The organism is Corynebacterium sp. UD i78 (genome assembly GCF_056280545.1).
Genome location: NZ_JBWCED010000001.1, coordinates 2,262,076 through 2,278,022, shown reverse-complemented (window position 1 = coordinate 2,278,022; position 15,947 = coordinate 2,262,076). Strand labels below are relative to the sequence as shown.

At 68.2% G+C, this 15,947-nt stretch carries 13 protein-coding genes, 3 tRNA genes and 1 pseudogene; 10 read left to right on the top strand and 7 right to left on the bottom strand.

Annotated elements, in window-relative coordinates:
- The first annotated feature begins 307 nt into the window (after window positions 1-307).
- Window positions 308-649: a GlsB/YeaQ/YmgE family stress response membrane protein gene (locus ACZ9GM_RS10695; RefSeq protein WP_291474425.1), complete on the top strand. Its 342-nt coding sequence runs from the start codon at window positions 308-310 to the stop codon at window positions 647-649.
- Here ACZ9GM_RS10695 and ACZ9GM_RS10690 read toward each other — a convergent pair.
- On the bottom strand, window positions 634-849 hold the full coding sequence (locus ACZ9GM_RS10690; protein WP_476037806.1) for a hypothetical protein: 216 nt from the start codon (window positions 847-849) through the stop codon (window positions 634-636). The two genes, ACZ9GM_RS10695 and ACZ9GM_RS10690, sit on opposite strands and share 16 nt — an antisense overlap.
- Before the next feature lie 495 nt (window positions 850-1,344).
- Here ACZ9GM_RS10690 and ACZ9GM_RS10685 point away from each other — a divergent pair.
- Window positions 1,345-1,648, top strand: a pseudogene (locus tag ACZ9GM_RS10685) (GlsB/YeaQ/YmgE family stress response membrane protein).
- Window positions 1,649-1,677: 29 nt separating this feature from the next.
- Here the strand turns inward: ACZ9GM_RS10685 and ACZ9GM_RS10680 are convergent.
- Entirely contained in the window at window positions 1,678-4,137 is a 2,460-nt protein-coding gene (locus tag ACZ9GM_RS10680) for an ATP-dependent RNA helicase (RefSeq protein WP_476037805.1), read from the bottom strand.
- Between the two features lie 82 nt (window positions 4,138-4,219).
- On the opposite strand from ACZ9GM_RS10680, the gene ACZ9GM_RS10675 reads away from it, so the two are divergent.
- The 3 genes from ACZ9GM_RS10675 to ACZ9GM_RS10665 all read left to right on the top strand — a co-directional run bounded on the left by ACZ9GM_RS10675 (window position 4,220) and on the right by ACZ9GM_RS10665 (window position 7,910).
- Complete coding sequence (locus ACZ9GM_RS10675; protein ID WP_291474422.1) at window positions 4,220-5,740, top strand: FAD-binding oxidoreductase; 1,521 nt, start codon at window positions 4,220-4,222, stop codon at window positions 5,738-5,740.
- Window positions 5,741-5,817: 77 nt separating this feature from the next.
- Window positions 5,818-7,194: a class I SAM-dependent methyltransferase gene (locus ACZ9GM_RS10670; RefSeq protein WP_291474421.1), complete on the top strand. Its 1,377-nt coding sequence runs from the start codon at window positions 5,818-5,820 to the stop codon at window positions 7,192-7,194.
- Between the two features lie 20 nt (window positions 7,195-7,214).
- Window positions 7,215-7,910 carry a septum formation family protein gene (locus ACZ9GM_RS10665; RefSeq protein WP_291474420.1) on the top strand — a complete coding sequence of 232 codons (696 nt, stop codon included), beginning with the start codon at window positions 7,215-7,217 and terminating at the stop codon, window positions 7,908-7,910.
- Window positions 7,911-7,938: 28 nt separating this feature from the next.
- Here the strand turns inward: ACZ9GM_RS10665 and ACZ9GM_RS10660 are convergent, their stop codons facing one another.
- Together ACZ9GM_RS10660 and ACZ9GM_RS10655 are read right to left on the bottom strand one after the other, a co-directional pair.
- Complete coding sequence (locus ACZ9GM_RS10660; RefSeq protein WP_291474419.1) at window positions 7,939-8,550, bottom strand: hypothetical protein; 612 nt, start codon at window positions 8,548-8,550, stop codon at window positions 7,939-7,941.
- Window positions 8,551-8,587: 37 nt separating this feature from the next.
- Window positions 8,588-9,682 (bottom strand): histidinol-phosphate transaminase, encoded by a 1,095-nt coding sequence (locus ACZ9GM_RS10655; protein ID WP_291474418.1) that lies wholly within the window; start codon window positions 9,680-9,682, stop codon window positions 8,588-8,590.
- Between the two features lie 85 nt (window positions 9,683-9,767).
- Between ACZ9GM_RS10655 and ACZ9GM_RS10650 the strand changes: the two genes are divergently transcribed.
- The 4 genes from ACZ9GM_RS10650 (at window position 9,768) to ACZ9GM_RS10635 (ending at window position 11,222) form a co-directional block, all read left to right on the top strand.
- A tRNA-Ser gene (locus ACZ9GM_RS10650) sits at window positions 9,768-9,859 on the top strand.
- 176 nt (window positions 9,860-10,035) lie between these two features.
- Window positions 10,036-10,108: transfer RNA gene (locus ACZ9GM_RS10645), tRNA-Arg, on the top strand.
- A gap of 74 nt (window positions 10,109-10,182) precedes the next feature.
- Window positions 10,183-10,968 carry an SDR family oxidoreductase gene (locus tag ACZ9GM_RS10640; protein WP_291474417.1) on the top strand — a complete coding sequence of 262 codons (786 nt, stop codon included), beginning with the start codon at window positions 10,183-10,185 and terminating at the stop codon, window positions 10,966-10,968.
- Between the two features lie 178 nt (window positions 10,969-11,146).
- Window positions 11,147-11,222, top strand: a tRNA-Arg gene (locus ACZ9GM_RS10635).
- A 663-nt stretch (window positions 11,223-11,885) separates the two neighbouring features.
- Here ACZ9GM_RS10635 and ACZ9GM_RS10630 read toward each other — a convergent pair.
- A complete protein-coding gene (locus ACZ9GM_RS10630) occupies window positions 11,886-12,773 on the bottom strand; it encodes an alpha/beta fold hydrolase (protein WP_291474416.1) in 888 nt (295 codons plus the stop codon).
- A 106-nt stretch (window positions 12,774-12,879) separates the two neighbouring features.
- Between ACZ9GM_RS10630 and ACZ9GM_RS10625 the strand changes: the two genes are divergently transcribed.
- The gene (locus ACZ9GM_RS10625) at window positions 12,880-14,253 is read left to right on the top strand and encodes a condensation domain-containing protein (protein ID WP_291474415.1); all 1,374 of its coding nucleotides are present in this window, start codon (window positions 12,880-12,882) and stop codon (window positions 14,251-14,253) included.
- Between the two features lie 12 nt (window positions 14,254-14,265).
- On the opposite strand, the gene ACZ9GM_RS10620 is transcribed toward ACZ9GM_RS10625, so the two are convergent.
- Together ACZ9GM_RS10620 and ACZ9GM_RS10615 are read right to left on the bottom strand one after the other, a co-directional pair.
- Complete coding sequence (locus ACZ9GM_RS10620; protein ID WP_476038348.1) at window positions 14,266-14,844, bottom strand: alpha/beta-hydrolase family protein; 579 nt, start codon at window positions 14,842-14,844, stop codon at window positions 14,266-14,268.
- A gap of 393 nt (window positions 14,845-15,237) precedes the next feature.
- Window positions 15,238-15,927, bottom strand: coding sequence for a response regulator (locus ACZ9GM_RS10615; RefSeq protein WP_476037804.1), 690 nt, complete (start codon window positions 15,925-15,927; stop codon window positions 15,238-15,240).
- Window positions 15,928-15,947 lie beyond the last annotated feature (20 nt).

Sequence of the window (15,947 nt, the reverse complement as noted above, 5' to 3'; positions counted from 1 at the left end):
GCGGTGGGTGAAGTCTGTGCAGTCTGTGCAGTTGTGTGTGCGGTCGTCACGGGTGGATCTCCTGGTGACTCGCGGTGGTCGGGACACCTGGGTCCGGGCGCCCGGGCGGGACGTCTGTCCCGTCCGGGCCGTATAGCGTCCGACTGACCACCTCTGACCGGTCAGAGTATTGCACCGCCGCGTTTCATGCAGGTTTCGGTACAAGTTCATACCCGTTCCGGCCTGTTCCTGCCTGTTCCTGCCGGTTCCTGCCGGTTCCTCACGAAACCCACGGTGAACACAGCCGAACTCGACTACTAATGAGGGCATGGAAACAACAGTGCTCGCACTAGGTTCTGCCCCACCCCTCAGTTTCGTCGCCTGGATTCTCATCGGGCTCACCGTCGGAGTGCTCGCGGTGATGCTCGTCGCGGTATCCCGCAAAGAGACTCCGGAGGACCAGACGCGCCGGGCCTATGTGACCGCGGCGCTCGCCGGGCTGGTCGGCGCAGTCATCGGTGGCTGGATCATCACGTTGTTCGGGGTGGACGCCGTGGGCAACGGGATGTACCTCAGCATGCTCACCGGGATCATCGGGGCAGGCGTCCTGGCCTGGGGAACGACCGCGGTGGAGAAGAACCGGAAGGGTGCCGGTCAGGTCCAGTCGTAGCCGTCACGGTCCGGGTTGCGCTGCACTTCATCGGTGGCGCCCTCCGGAACCGGCTTGCCTGCCAACCCGTAGATCCACCCGGGGAGGATGTCGCCGGTTCCGGTGCCCGCGGAGACAGCTGCCTTGGCGGCTGCCCGGCGGACCCGGAGTCCACTGGCATCCAGGCTTTCGAGGCCAGGCCTCGGGAAACTGGTCGTCATGGTCATCCGCATCCTTCCGTGTGCTCTGCTGTCATTGTCCCGTCCCAGGCGATGAAGAGCCATGAGCTGGATGAAGTCCCGTTCCGAATGTGTAGCCGGTGGCCTGACGGCCAGAATGTCCAGGTGCGCCCACCCCAACTCCTGTTCACCGGGATCAGGGTTCTGGCGCCGACACGGACCAAGGCAGTGTTGACTGCCGTTGACTGCCGTTGACTGCCGTTGACTGCCATGGTGACGATCACGCCCAGGAATCCCCGTGCCGGGATCGGGGGTTGCCAGTTCTCTACCGCATCTTCTGACAGGGCTGTCAGTGTCATAGTTCCCCCTCCGTACCTTCCGCCCCGTCCCCTCGACGAGGTGACCGGAACCGTACCCGATCGTCCAGCATCGGTCCGTCACTCCGACAGCAAGAGCCCAGGAGCCTGTGGGCAACTGCAACCCGTTCACTTCCACAAGGGGCTTTCACACAGGTCAGAAGCAATGTAAGAAGGGGGCATGGACACTTCAACAATCATCCTCGCCGCCGGCTCCACCCCCGCCCTCGGCTTCGTCGGCTGGGTCATCATCGGCGGCCTCGCCGGCTGGATCGGTTCCAAGATCATGGGCCGTGACAGTGAGATGGGCCTGGTGCTCAACATCATCGTCGGTGTCATCGGTGGTTTCCCTCGGTGGCTGGCTGCTCACTCTCTTCGGCGTGGACGTCTCCGGTGGCGGCTGGATCTTCAGCTTCCTCACCTGTCTGTTCGGCGCGGTGATCTTCCTCTGGATCGTCGGCAAGCTCACCGGCAGCAGGAAGTAGCTCCCACCGCGGCCCGGGCGCGACGGGGATCAGGGCTTCTCCGGCCAGGGGTGCTTCGGATACCGCCCGCGCATCTCTGAACGGACCTGCAGGTACGGCCCGGCCCAGAAACTTGCCAGGTCATCGGTGACCGCGAGGGGACGCTGCGCGGGGGAGAGCAGCTGGAACTGGATCCGGCGACCGGCGACCTCGGGGGAGGCCTGCAGTCCAAAGCAGTCCTGCAGCTTCGTCGCCACCACCACCGGACCGCCCGTGTCGACCTCAGGGTAGTGCAGATGCACGGTGCGTCCCGCCGGAAGTTCCAGGGATGTCGGCGCGGCATCGTCGATCGGGTGGTTCCACGGGATCAGCCCGCGCAGCAGCCCCGCCAGATCAGGACGCCGTCCTGTGACCAGGTCCGGCACCACACATTCGAGCAGCCGGTAGGCGTGCGAGGCATCCGCCACATCCGGATACCCGTCCACGCCCTGGTCATGCAGGTACTGGATCCGTCGGCGCAGTTCGTCGGCGTTCTTCGACCACTCCAGAGCGCCCAACCCGTGGGATGCCAGCCCGGCGCGCACCGCGTCCTCGCGCGCGGATGCGCTGACATCCTTCACCGACACCGGGGAGGACGCCAACTCCACCGCTCCCAGACCCCGCACGCGGCGGGCACTGAGTTTCCCGGTCGGGCCACCGGGTGTCCAGGTACAGGTCATCCCGTCGCGCAGCAGTGGGGCGGCGGCATCGAAGGCCAGGTCCTCGGACAGGGGGACGGCAGCACGGATCTCCGCACCGGTGCCGTCGGTGGAGTGGGTGGACGCCCGGGCGATGTCCGCTACGGCGATCCATTCTGTGCTCGCTGCACCACTACCGGCACCGTCCCGCCACACCGCACCCGTCCCTGAAACCGTGAGCCAGCGGTTGCCGGAGGACGCGACACGGTGGGCGATGAGTCCGGGGAAGGCGCAGGCCAGGGTGTAGGCAACGGCATCAGCGCCGCGGAGATCAGGGTGGGCGTTCCCCGAGCTGGACGACGCGGCGTCCTGCAGGATCTGCCGGAAGCGGGACACCACCGGATCCTTCGCCGACGGGAGGTTTCTCGGCAGGTCGTCGGGGGACCCGACACCGCCGTCGAGGACGGCCAGGACTTTGGCGACCGTGGCGGCGTCCACCCGTGCTGTGGCGACCAACCCACCGCGGGCCAGCCGGGGATCGGTGGGGATACGGGCGAGGCGGCGTCCTTCCCGGGTGGCCTCGCCGGAGGAATCCACTGCGCCGATGCCACGCAGCGCATCCTCCGCGGCATCGGCCGCCGCGGTGGGGAAGGCATCGGGCAGCGGCAGGTCCGCGCCACGGGGTGACCCCCAGCACGCCACATCGAGCATCGCGGCGGTGAGATCACTGGTCAACACCGCAGGCGGGGACGCGGCCGGGGCCTTGGCGTACTGCTCGGCGGTGAGACAGCGGTACACCGTGCCCGGGCCCTCACGCCCGGCACGCCCGGCACGCTGGGTCATCGACGCCTGGGAGGCGGTCTCGGTGACCAGCACGGACATGCCGCGGGTGGTGTCGCGCCGGGAGACGCGGGACAGGCAGGTGTCCACCACCACGCGCACACCGGGCACCGTCAGCGAGGATTCGGCCACATCGGTGGCGACGATGACGCGGCGAGCGGCGTCAGCACTGTGCCCGCTGACAATCCCCGCCTGTTCGGTGGTGCTCAACCGACCGTGGAGGGCATGGGCAGGTACCCCGTCCCGGGACAGCGCTGCGGCGACCGTCTCGGTGCCACGGACGGTGGGCACGAAGGCGAGCACATCGCCGGAACCCGTCTCCGTCAGTGCGCGGCGCACGGTGGCGGTGACCAGATCCTCGACCGCCGAGCGGTGACGTCGGTCGCGGTTGACCATGGACTCGGCGGCGGAGGCGTACCGGATGTCCAGCGGGTGGATAGGGGAGGGAACGTCCACCAGAGGTGCCGGCCCCTCCTCCCCGCCGAGCAGGGTGGCGAAGCGGGCGGCGTCGAGAGTGGCGGACATGGCGACGAGTACCAGGTCATCCCGCAACTCCCGCAGCTGGGCGAGCATGCCGAAGACCAGGTCGGATTCGAGATGGCGCTCATGGATCTCGTCGATGACCACCGCTGCGACCCCGTCCAGGTCAGGGTCGTCGAGCAGTCGGCGCAACAGCACGCCCGGCGTCACCGTCTCAATGTCGGTGTGCGCGGACACCTGCCGGTCGCCACGGACGGTGTAGCCGATCTCGTCACCGAGCCGGCTTCCCCGCAGTTCCGCGATGCGGGAGGCCGAGGATCGTGCGGCCACCCGGCGGGGCTGGGTGACGATGACCCGACCGTCCAACCCGGCGCCGCGCACATGGTCCAGCACATACTGCGGGGCCAGCGTCGTCTTGCCGGTGCCGGGCGGGGCCTGGACCACCGCGCAGCCGCGGGACGCCAGGGCGTCGGCGAGGTCGCGGCGTCCTGCGGCGAAGGGGAGGTCGACCATGACCCCCAGAGTAGGTGGTGGGACGGCTGCAGTGCCGGGGTTCACCGGCGACTCACCCGCCGGAGGGCTAAAGTGGTTCTCCATGAGCCTGAAGGACGCCGCAGTCAGCATCGCCGGTAAACTGACCGATCACATCCACATCGGAAATGGCCTCGACCAGCGCGATCTCGCCCCGGTCGGATGGTTCGAGCACGCACAGGCCGTCCAGCGTCTCACCGACAGCTTCGCCGCCGTGCCCGCCGGTCAGCGCGTCCGCCTGGCGAAGAAGACCTCCAACCTCTTCCGCGGGCGCAGCGGCGACATGGCCGGCCTCGACGTCTCCGGGCTGCACTCCGTCATCGCCGTCGATCCGGTGAACAACACCGCCGACGTCCAGGGCATGTGCACCTACGAGGATCTGGTGGACACCCTCCTGCCGTTCGGCCTGGTGCCGACCGTCGTCCCGCAGCTGAAGACCATCACCCTCGGCGGCGCGGTCACCGGCATGGGAGTGGAGTCCACCAGTTTCCGCAACGGTCTGCCGCACGAGGCCGTCCTGGAGATGGACGTGCTCACCGGCACCGGCGAGGTGGTCACCTGCTCGCCGACGCAGAACGCCGACCTCTACCGTGGCTTCCCGAACTCCTACGGTTCGCTCGGCTACTCGGTCCGGTTGAAGATCACCTGCGAGAAGGTGCCCGCCTACGTCGAGCTGCGGCACGTCCGCTTCGATGACGTGGAGTCCGTTTCCGCGTCACTCGCCGAGATCAGCGAGACCAGGGAGTACGAGGGCCAGCAGGTCGACTACCTCGACGGAGTGGTCTTCTCCCTCGACGAGGCCTACCTGACCCTCGGCCGGCAGACCGACGAGCCGGGCCCGGTCAGCGACTACACCCACGGCAGGATCTACTACCGCTCCCTGCAGCACCCGACGGGCATCTCCTATGACCGCCTGACGATCCGGGACTACCTCTGGCGCTGGGACATCGACTGGTTCTGGTGCAACCGTGCCTTCGGCACCCAGAACCCCACGATCCGCACCCTGTGGCCGCGTGATCTGCTGCGTTCCAGCTTCTACTGGAAGATCATCGGCTGGGACCGTAAGTACGACCTCGCCGACCGGATCGAGGCCCGCAACGGCCGACCACCGCGTGAGCGTGTCGTCCAGGACATCGAGGTCACCCCGGACAACCTGCCGGAGTACCTCACCTGGTTCTTCACCCACTGCGAGATCGAACCGGTGTGGCTGTGCCCTATCCGGCTGGCCGACGGCGTCGGATCCCTGGCAGGGCGCACCGAGGTGCTCGACACCGACGGTGCGGCGACCAGCCCCTGGCCGCTGTACCCGCTGACCCCGGGGGATACCTGGGTCAACGTCGGCTTCTGGTCCTCGGTCCCCGCCGACCTCATGGGTGCCGACGCCGGCCCCGGTGCCTTCAACCGGGAGATCGAGCGCGTCGTCGCCGGTCTCGGCGGCCACAAGTCGCTGTACTCCGAGGCGTTCTACTCCGAGGACGAGTTCGCTGCCCTGTACGGCGGAGATCTGCCGCAGAAGCTCAAGGCGGTGTACGACCCGGACGGACGCTTCCCCGGGCTGTACGAGAAGACCGTCACCAGCATCTAGAAAAGACAAGAAGACACCGGAAGACACCGGAAGACACCAGAAGACACCGGAAGACACCGGAAGACAAGGAGCCGTAGATGAGCAGCAGCCGCGCCGCTTTCACCCCACTGACCGTGGGGCAGATCGTCGAGAAGGTCATCGCCCCGCCGATGCCCTTCCATGTCACCGCCTTCGACGGTTCCACAGCCGGTCCGGAGGACGCTGACCTGCGCCTGGAGATCACCTCCCCGGACGCCCTGGCCTATGTCGTCACCGCCCCCGGTGACCTGGGCCTGGCGCGGGCCTACATCACCGGTGGTCTGAAGATCTCCGGTGAGCACCCCGGGCACCCGATCGCGGTCTTCGACCACCTGCAGCACCTCTACGACCAGTTCCACCGCCCCTCGGCGTCCGAGATGGTCGAGATCCTGCGCACCCTGAAGCGCCTCAAGGTCTTCCGGTTCCAGCCTGCCCCGGTCCAGGAGACCCTGCCCGGCTGGAAGCGCGCGCTGCTCGAGGGCCTGTCCCGGCACTCCAAGGAGCGTGACAAGGAGGTCGTCAGCCGTCACTACGACGTCGGCAACGACTTCTACGAGCTCTTCCTCGGCGACTCGATGGCCTACACCTGCGCCTACTACCCCGAGGACGAGGGCCTGGACAACATCCCCGGCCCGGCCGGTGACTGGAACCCGGAGAACTGGGCCAAGGGGGCGGACGCGAACGCGCCACTCACCGCCGCCCAGGACAACAAGCACCGCCTGGTGTTCGACAAGCTGGGGCTCAAGCCCGGCGAGCGGCTGCTCGACGTCGGTTGCGGCTGGGGCGGCATGGTCCGCTACGCCGCACGCCACGGTGTGAAGGCCGTCGGTGTGACCCTGTCCCAGGAGCAGTACGAGTGGGGCAAGGCGAAGATCGAGGAGGAGGGTCTCCAGGATCTCGCGGAGGTGCGCTGCATCGACTACCGCGACGTCCCCGAGACGAAGTTCGACGCGGTGAGCGCGATCGGCATCCTCGAGCACATCGGTGTGCCGAACTACGAGGCCTACTTCGAGTTCCTGTTCTCGAAGCTGCGTCCCGGCGGACGTATGCTCAACCACTGCATCACCCGGCCCAACAACGTGAAGACGAAGACCGGCCAGTTCATCGACCGGTACATCTTCCCCGACGGTGAGCTCACCGGCTCCGGCAGGATCATCACGATCATGCAGGACGCCGGCTTCGACGTCGTCCACGAGGAGGACCTGCGTCCCAACTACCAGCGCACCCTCCACGACTGGTGCGAGCTGCTCGCCACCAACTGGGAGGACGCCGTGGACCTCGTCGGTGAACCGACCGCCCGACTGTTCGGCCTGTACATGGCCGGTTCCGAGTGGCATTTCGAGCACAACAGGATCCAGCTGCACCAGGTGCTCGGTGTGAAGCCGGACGACGAGGGCTACATCAGCGTCCCCACCCGTCAGTGGTGGAAGCCCTGAGGGTCGGTACTATCACCCTCATGCGAAAGACCTCCTCGGGCGCCCGGGCGCTGCTGTCCGCCACAGCTGTGGTGACCGCGGCGGGCCTGACGCTGACCGCCTGCACCTCCGACGACAGTTCCACCCCGGAGGACGCGGACGCCTCCACCGCTGCCCCGGAGACGGACGTCGATCCGGCGACCCTGGGGCTGTCAGTGGGCGACTGCGTCGCCGATCTCGGTGCGGCCGCCGGGGAGGTGGCCCCCGGGGAGTCTGAGGCGGACGGCGACGCCGAGGATGCCGAGGCTGATTCTCCGGCGGACGAGGAAGCTGAGGGCTCCGACACCACTGAGGACGATGCCGGGGAGACGGCCACGGACGCCGCGACGGGCCCCGAAGTCCCGGAGGGCATCGACGGCACTGTTCCGTCGTCCACCACCGGTGTGGTCACCGTCGACTGCGACGACCCCCATGTCGGCGAGGTCTACGCCCAGGAGGACCTCGACAACCAGGTGCTCTTCCCCGGCGCCCGGATGTCGCAGTTCACCGCCGCGGTGTGCACCGGTGAGGCCTTCGAGGACTACATCGGGTACCCCTTCGACTCCTCTCTCTTCGACGTCATCACCTATGCCCCCTCCAAGGAGAGTTGGGCGGCCGGTGACCGTACGGTGACCTGCGTGGTCACCGATCCGGCGGCAGGCTACATCCCCGGCACCCTCGAGGGCGCCGGGTACTGAGCCGGTACGGGGACGGTAGTGCCCCCTGTCAGTCTTCTGTGCCGAGCAGGGTCACCAGCTTCAGCCGGTTGGACTCCTCCAGGTGGTCCACGGTGACCTCCCAGGCCTTCGCCGGTGGCAGGAGCGTCCTGGCGTCCACGTCGGCGAGCATCTGGTCGTAGACCTCCGTGACCGGTCGTGCGGCGTCCGGGACGGTCTCCGGGATCATCGCCACAGCCTCCGCCGAACCCCACACCGCCGGGTCCGCGATGTAGAGGTGTCCCTGCACCGCCGCATAGCCCAGCGCGGCCTCACGCAGGTCGCTGACCTGTTCCCCGGTGAGCGTGCCGGCAGAGGCGGCGTCCTCGATCAGCGGGACGCGGTCGACCGGGCGGTGGACGTCGACGATCCCCTTGATCAGGGGCGTCGGCAGCGTACGCAGGGAGCGGGACGCCGCGGTGAAGACGTCACCGGTACGGAGATAGGGGCGTCCCACCACGATGGTGCGGGCAAGCTCCTGGCAGGCGGTCATGAACGTCAGCAGCGTGGTCAGCTGGTCGGCGGGAGCAGTGTTGAAACCGTCGAGATCATGGATGGCAGGGGTGGCGGCGGGACGGGTCGCGAACAGCGGGGAGAAGGGTGAGGAGTTCAGCGTGTTCATGTCCGCAGTCTCCGCCCCGCGGGTTACGCCGGTGTTTCTACCGTGCGAAGTCGTCGATACCCACCACGTCCAGCGCGGTGAGCAGCGAATCCGTCTCGGCTTCGTCGGTGATCGTGATGCGCACCCCGTCACCGTCGAAGCACCGGACGACGATGTGCCGCTCGGCCATTGCGTCGGCGAACTCGCGGGACCGGTCGCCCAGCGGCAGCCACACGAAGTTCGCCTCCGCCGGGCCCTGCAGCGACTCCGGCAGCCGGTTGAGGACGCGACGGCGCTGGACCACCGTCTCGTCGGTGCGGGCCAGCAGCTCGCGCCGGGCGTCGATGCTGGCGATCGCGGCGGCCTGGGCGACCGCGTTGTTGCTGAACGGGATGCAGACCTTGTTCAGGGCGTCGATGAACTCCGGGCGTCCGATGACGTAGCCGACACGCAGGCCCGCCAGGCCGTAGGCCTTGGAGAACGTGCGGGCCACCGCGAGATTCGGGTAGGTGGCCAGCAGTGACAGACCGTCGGGGGACTTCTCGTTGCGGACGTACTCGAAGTACGCCTCGTCGAGGAGCACCTGGACGTCCTGCGGTACGGCGTCGAGGAAGTCCTCGAGTTCGTTGCGGGTGACGGTCGTGGCGGTCGGGTTGTTCGGGTTGCAGACGATGATCAGCCGGGTGCGCCCGGTGACCGCTGCGGCAAGTGCAGGCAGGTCGTTGCGCAGTTCCGGGGTCAGCGGAACCTCCACGGCGGTGGCACCGGCGACCTGCGCGAAGATGGGGTAGGCCTCGAAGCTGCGCCACGGGTAGACGACCTCGTCGGGGGCGCTGCCGTCGATCCCGTCGCCACCGCGGCAGCACGCCAGGACGGCCTGCTGGATCAGCGCGGAAGAGCCGGCACCGACGGCGACGTTCTCGGCGGTGATGGGGAGTGAGGAATCGATGCCGTGCCACTGCGCGATGGCGGTGCGCAGCCCGGTGGCGGCCATGTCCGGGTAGCGGTTGGAGGCCGCCAGGGCATGGGCCGCGGCCTCGATGACACCGGGCAGCGGCCCCTGGGTGATCTCGTTGCTCGAGAGCTTCAGGCCCTGGGGGTCATCGGAACCCTGGGCATAGGACGGGAGGGCGGAAAGTGCAGGCCTGATCATGGGGAACAGCCTAGTCTCGGTGCAGGTTTGTCGTGCCGCGGGGGCTGATGTAGTGTGACGGGAGCCGTCGCGCGAGCGACGGTGTGGAGACGTGCCAGAGCGGCCGAATGGGACTCACTGCTAATGAGTTGTCTTCCTAACAGAGGACCGGAGGTTCAAATCCTCTCGTCTCCGCCACTTCAGCTTCCCACGGCTTTCGTGAGGATGCGTCAGAAGCCGTCCGGATCTTGTGGTGAGTTCCGGACAACATGGACTCGGTCCCGTTATACGGGGTGTGTGGTGTACCCCGGGATCGTGTGACGTACTCCGTCTGGTGGTGTGCCGGGGAAAACTGAAGTCGCTGGAAACAGCGGGCGCCCGTAGCTCAACGGATAGAGCATCTGACTACGGATCAGAAGGTTGGGGGTTCGAATCCCTCCGGGCGCACGCTTTTCTTGAATCCCGTTCCGGGGTCGTGCAAACGACCGCCGGGACGGGATTCTTTTGTTAGGTTCGCTGCTGTGACTGACACTGTTTCCTTCACCACCCTGATCACCGGTGCGAGCTCCGGCCTCGGTGCCGAACTCGCCCGACAGTCCGCCGCCCTCGGCCGCGATCTCGCGCTCTGTGCCCGGCGTACCGACCGCCTTGATGAGCTGGCGACCGAGATCACCGCGTCCCACCCCTCTGTCACGGTGCGCACCTACGCCCTGGACGTCAACGACGGGGACGCCGTGCGGGAGGTGTTCCGTACCGCGGACGCCGACGCCGGCGGGCTCGGCCGGATCGTCGCCAACGCCGGCCTGGGCAAGGGCCGTGAGATCGGGTCCGGGGAGCCGGACGCCAACCGGGAGACCGCACAGACCAATGTCCTCGGTGCGCTGGCACAGGCTGAGGCGGCGATGGAGGTCTTCCGGGAGCGCAATGCCGGGCACCTCGTGCTCGTGTCCTCGGTCTCGGCGGTCCGCGGCAGCCGGAAGGCGATGGCCACCTACGGTGCCACGAAGGCTTTCGTGGCGAACCTGGGGGAGGGGCTGCAGAGCGAACTCCTGCAGGCGAAGACGCCGATCGACGTCACCGTGATCCTGCCCGGCTACATCGAGTCCGAGATGACCACGCGCAAGGAGGGGGACGACGGGAAGGTGGAGCGTCCGCCGCTGATGGTCTCCACGGAGAAGGGCGTGAAGTCCATGCTCGCGGCGATCGAGGAGCGCAGGCGGAAGGCGTACGTCCCCGGCTGGCCCTGGCGGGTCATGGGGCCGCTGCTACGGATCCTCCCGTTGAAGTTGGTCGGGAAGATCAACTGACGGCGGGCCGGCGTCGGGTGTGACGGCGGAGGTGATGCCTGGCGGCGGTGGCCGGTGGGATGGCTGGCGCGACGCCCGGGTGCCGGCCGGTTTAACAACCATGGCCTGGCCTTTTGTGGAATCTACCGCAGCTGTGTAGGCTGTCTCTTCGTTGCCGGGAGATCGGCAGCGCAGGTAAGCGCCCGTAGCTCAACGGATAGAGCATCTGACTACGGATCAGAAGGTTGGGGGTTCGAATCCCTCCGGGCGCACCACAGTGGCCCCGCCGCCGGACAGTGTCCGGTCGCGGGGCCTTCTTCATATGTCTAGACATGTCCTTGTCGGACGGACCGGGGTTGATGGTGGGCCTACGTCACGCACGGACATAGTGTCGGCAGGTCACCCGGACCGGGGTTTTCCGACCTCCCGCCACTACTTCCGGATGAGGGCACTGCTCCCGGACAAGGGCAGGGTGCAGGGGGGCGCGAATACGGGGAACGACGCGGCGCCGCGTGACTGTGAAGAAGTGTCGCAACCGGCGTCGGATATCTCGGGTGGGGTTCTGGTGAGGTGGCATCCCGTTCTGCGTGGTGGCAGCTGTCTACGTCGTCCGGAATGGTCGAGGCGACAGGAAGGGATGCCGCTGAGCGGAGTCAGATGCCACCCGGGGAGGTACGGGTTCCGGGAACGACCCGACAGGGTGGTCAAGCTCGTGGGAACCACCCGGCCGGGTCGCATCCGGGCGCACCACAGTGGCCCCGCCGCCGGAGAGTGTCCGGTCGCGGGGCCTTCGTCATATGTCCAGACGTGTCCTTGTCGGGTGAACCGGGCGCCTGTACACGATCATCACGTTTCAGGTCCTTGCGTTGTACCGACAGGCCCGATCCGTGATGATTGTGTACGCCGTCGGCTCGGCCAGGCAGAGAAGCCCGGACACCTCACGCATGCCTGCGGATGAACTCCCCGATCAGGTCCGGCCACGCCGCCACGTCCTCCGGGGTGTGCGCAATGGTCGTCTGCGCGGTCGGCAGCAGCTCCGCCAGCTCATGGAGAACCTCCAGCGGATGCCCCTTGTCCTCCACCCAGCCGAGGATGAACACCGGGATCCCGGTCTTCCCCAGCTCGGCGATCCTTTCCCGGGGCGGCAGATCATTACCGGCCGCACCCCGGTACACCGAGGGAAGCAGTGACTGGTCGATATCCGGCCAGGTGAAGGGCACATCAGCACCGCGGGTGGGCGGCACCGGCTCGGCACGGGTCGTCTCCGCGAATGCTGCCAGTCCGTGTTCCTCGACGAAGCGGGCGTTCGCCTCGTAGATCCCGGCCCGGTTGCCGCGCAGTTCCCAGGCCGTCGGCGGGATACCGAGCACCAGGCAGGAGAACCGCTCACGGGCGGTCGCCGGGTCCGAGGCTGCGGCGGTGAGGATCGTCGCCGCACCCATCGACTGGCCCACGGCCGCGACCGGTGGGGTGACCGTGGTGCCGTCGTCGTCGGTCTCGTCGAAGAAGTGCATCATTCGTCCCAGGTCACGCGCCAGGGACGTCCAGTGGTACAGCGCGGGGATCCGGGCGCCGAGCGAGTGGCCGTGGCCCCGGGCGTCATACCGCAGCACCCGCAGGTCATCCTGACCGGCGGTGAGGTCGAGGTGGAGCACCACGTCCCGGGCGCGGCTGGAGGTCAGACCGTGCAGCTGGACCACCGGGATGCCGGAGGCGGGACCCCAGGCGTCGTACGCCAGACCCTCGATGTACCCCGCAGTGGCGTCCGCTTCGACAGTTCCCGTCGGAGCAGTCGAGACTGTCGGGCCACCCGTACTGGCGCTCATGGTTTGTCCCTTTCCGGAAATACCGCTGTAATCCCCCGTGCCTAGATTGCGGGGTATGAGACTCACAACTGTAGCCCGTATGGACATTTCTGCAGGACAGGTTCACGTGTTCGAGACCACAGTGGCCCCCGCGCCCGGCGCGCACCCGGACGGCCACGCGGCCTCCTTCGACCAGGCGAAGCACGCCGGGGCCGGGTCGCGGCCCGGCTCCTGGCTGGCGGTGGCCTTCGCCGTCCCGCCGGTCGGGCTCGGGAGGCTCGGGGACGCCTGGCGCAGGGTCATCGACCGGCACGGGACACTACGCACGGTTCTCCGGGAGGACGCCGCCTCCAGGACAGCTCCACCCGGGTCACCACGGTTGATCAGGACGCATGACATCGTCATCACCGGTGGCCAGTGGCGTCGGGTCGGTGACGGCATCGCCGACCCGCGGGGCGTCCTGCGGGGGCTTTTCGACGTGGCCTGCGATCCCTTCGGTACCCCGTCGTACCGGCTGACCGTCACCACCCACGCTGACGGCACCCGCACCGCCGTCATCGGTCTCGACCACAGCCACGGGGACGCCTGGTCCCTGCTGGTCCTGGCCCGCGACATGCTCGCCTTTCTCGGGGTCGGCGAGCACGAAGGGGTGGATCTCGTCGAGGGTGGCGCTCCGGAAATGCCGGAGTCGGTGCCGTCCTTCGCCGACCACACCCGTGACCTGGAGCTGCGTCCGACCGCCCCGACGGAGGTCCGGAACCGCTGGGCCCGGATCATGGCGGACGGGGACGGGCTGATGCCGCGGTTCCCGCTGTCGCTCGGTGACGTCTCCGCACCCCGCGACGAGGTGGTGGAGGTCATCGACGTGCTGGACACCGACGGTGTCGCCGCACTGGAACGGGCCGCGCAGGACGCCGGCGTCCGGCTGCTTCCCCTGGCGGTCAGCGTGCTGGTCGGGGTGAACCACCGGATGGACGCCGGGTCGTTGCGCGCGGTGTTCCCGGTGCACTCCCGGCGTGGTCCGGAGGGGGATCGGCGGAAGTGGGCGGACTCGGTCGGCTGGTTCATCACCAACTCTGTCCTGGAGTGCGATTCGGCCGATCCGTTGGAGTGCGACGCCGCGGTCTCCGACGCCATCAGTCTGGGTGCACACCCACTGGAGCCACTGCTGCGTCCGTGGGGCGGAATGCCGCCGACTCCGGGGATGTTCGCCCTGTCGTGGCTGGACAACCGTCGTCTCCCGGTGCAGCTGCCGGCGGAGGCGCAGCCCCAGCACGTGTCGGCGTGGATCCGCACCGACGGGGTGATGGCCTGGTTCGTCCTCAACAGTGACGGTATGCGGCTGCGCGTGCGCTACCCGCAGACCCCGGAGGCCTGCCAGACCGTCGGCACCTGGTCGAAGCTGGTGACCGAGGGACTGCGGACGCTCGCCGGGGTGCAGGGTGAGGAGGCCGTCGCAGGGATGACGGACGACGCCGAGACCGTCGGTGTGGTCAGCTGACCTCGCCTGATATCAGTTGATGCATTCCGCCGGCGGGAGGACACCACCGTAGCTGTGCCCCGAACCGACCGGCCCCTGCTCGGAGCCGGGGAGGTCGGTCAGCACCTTCACGGTCTCCACCGGGTCGGCGAGCAGTGACAGGGAGAGTTTCCCGACCGGGTCACCGTCGTTGAGTTCGGAGACGGTGCACCGGTCAGCCGGCGCGGGATCATCGGCGCCACCGGGAAGGCCCTGCCACAGGGCGACGGAGACGGCGTCCTCCAGGGCTGGGTCGGCGGCGAGGATGTCGGTGCCGACGGTCGCCCCGAGACTCTGGCCGTGGACGATGATCTGCGGCCGGTCGTCCGCAGGATAGGCGGCGACCCGGTCCGCGACCTCCCTGATCAGTGCTTCGGCCGAGTCTTCGGCGAGGTCGCGCTGCAGCAGCAGGACCGCGGCGGAGGGGGCGGCGGAGTAGCGCACGGACACCGAGGCGATGTCGCCGTCGGCCCAGTCCTCCATGGCCTCGACCTGGTCCGGGTCGACCCACCCCGAGCCGGTCGGCAGGTCGATGCTGAGATAGCTCCGGTCGAAGCCGCCGGCGTCCTCCAGGGCGTCGACAGTGTCGCGGGCGGCGCTGGTGGCGTCGGTCCCGGGGTAGTCACCGAAGACACGGACCGCCCCGACCGGGGACGCCTCGGTGAGTATGTCGCGCGGGGACCGGGCGAACGGGCCGGAGTCCAGAGACCACCACAGCGCTGCTCCGGCGAGCCCGTGGGGGAAAACCGGCGAACAGGACGAGGAGCAGCAGCGACAGTCCGGCGACGGTGCGGCGGGCCCGTGACAGGCGCGGCGGGTGGGAGGATGCGGACGGGGTTGTCGCGGGGCGGGGGACTGTCGGTGTGGCCATGACCCGCAACGTACGGAGCTCAGGTCACCGGCCGGATCCCCGTGACGGGGGATTCGTGGCTCACCCTTCAGAGGGAGGGGCCAGAGGGAGGGGCCTCAGGCCACGCCGTTCTCGTAGGCGAAGACCACGGCCTGCACCCGGTCACGCAGGGACAGCTTCTGCAGCACCTTGCGCACGTGCGTCTTCACCGTCTCCTCGGAGATGAACAGGGTCTCGGCGATCTCCTGGTTGGACCGGCCGGTGGCGATCTGTTCCAGGATCTCGTGCTCGCGGGGTGTCAGCGTCTTCAGCGCCCGCAGCGCCGCCTGCCCGGCGGTGTTCCCGTCACCGGGTCGGGTGCGTCCGGCGGGACGCTTCGCCACGGCGTCCTCGATGAGGCGTTTCGTCACCGACGGGGCGAGCAGCGCTTCCCCGGTCACGGCGAGGCGGACAGCCCGGAGGAGTTCGTCGGCCGGGGCGTCTTTAAGCAGGAATCCGGAACAGCCCATCTGCAGTGCCTCGAAGACATAGTCGTCGAGGTCGAAGGTGGTGAGCATGACGATCTTCGGTGCCGGGTCCAGCCCGGCGGACAGGATGCGGCGGGCGGCCTCCAGGCCGTCCATCACCGGCATCCGGACATCCATGAACACCACGTCCGGGTGTAGCCGGGTGACCTGCTCGACAGCCTGGGCACCGTCGGCGGCGTCCCCCACGACGGTGATGTCCGGCTGGGCACCGAGCAGGGCGGCGAAACCCTGCCGGACCATGGCCTGGTCGTCGACGACGGTGACGGTGATATCTCCCATGGACACCGAACCTACCTGTC

Bases quoted from the DNA above. Each gene is read 5' to 3' on its own strand.
- ACZ9GM_RS10695 (WP_291474425.1), top strand. From the start codon at position 308: ATGGAAACAACAGTGCTCGCACTAGGTTCTGCCCCACCCCTCAGTTTC.
- ACZ9GM_RS10690 (WP_476037806.1), bottom strand. From the start codon at position 849: ATGACGACCAGTTTCCCGAGGCCTGGCCTCGAAAGCCTGGATGCCAGT.
- ACZ9GM_RS10680 (WP_476037805.1), bottom strand. From the start codon at position 4,137: ATGGTCGACCTCCCCTTCGCCGCAGGACGCCGCGACCTCGCCGACGCC.
- ACZ9GM_RS10675 (WP_291474422.1), top strand. From the start codon at position 4,220: ATGAGCCTGAAGGACGCCGCAGTCAGCATCGCCGGTAAACTGACCGAT.
- ACZ9GM_RS10670 (WP_291474421.1), top strand. From the start codon at position 5,818: ATGAGCAGCAGCCGCGCCGCTTTCACCCCACTGACCGTGGGGCAGATC.
- ACZ9GM_RS10665 (WP_291474420.1), top strand. From the start codon at position 7,215: ATGCGAAAGACCTCCTCGGGCGCCCGGGCGCTGCTGTCCGCCACAGCT.
- ACZ9GM_RS10660 (WP_291474419.1), bottom strand. From the start codon at position 8,550: ATGAACACGCTGAACTCCTCACCCTTCTCCCCGCTGTTCGCGACCCGT.
- ACZ9GM_RS10655 (WP_291474418.1), bottom strand. From the start codon at position 9,682: ATGATCAGGCCTGCACTTTCCGCCCTCCCGTCCTATGCCCAGGGTTCC.
- ACZ9GM_RS10630 (WP_291474416.1), bottom strand. From the start codon at position 12,773: ATGAGCGCCAGTACGGGTGGCCCGACAGTCTCGACTGCTCCGACGGGA.
- ACZ9GM_RS10615 (WP_476037804.1), bottom strand. From the start codon at position 15,927: ATGGGAGATATCACCGTCACCGTCGTCGACGACCAGGCCATGGTCCGG.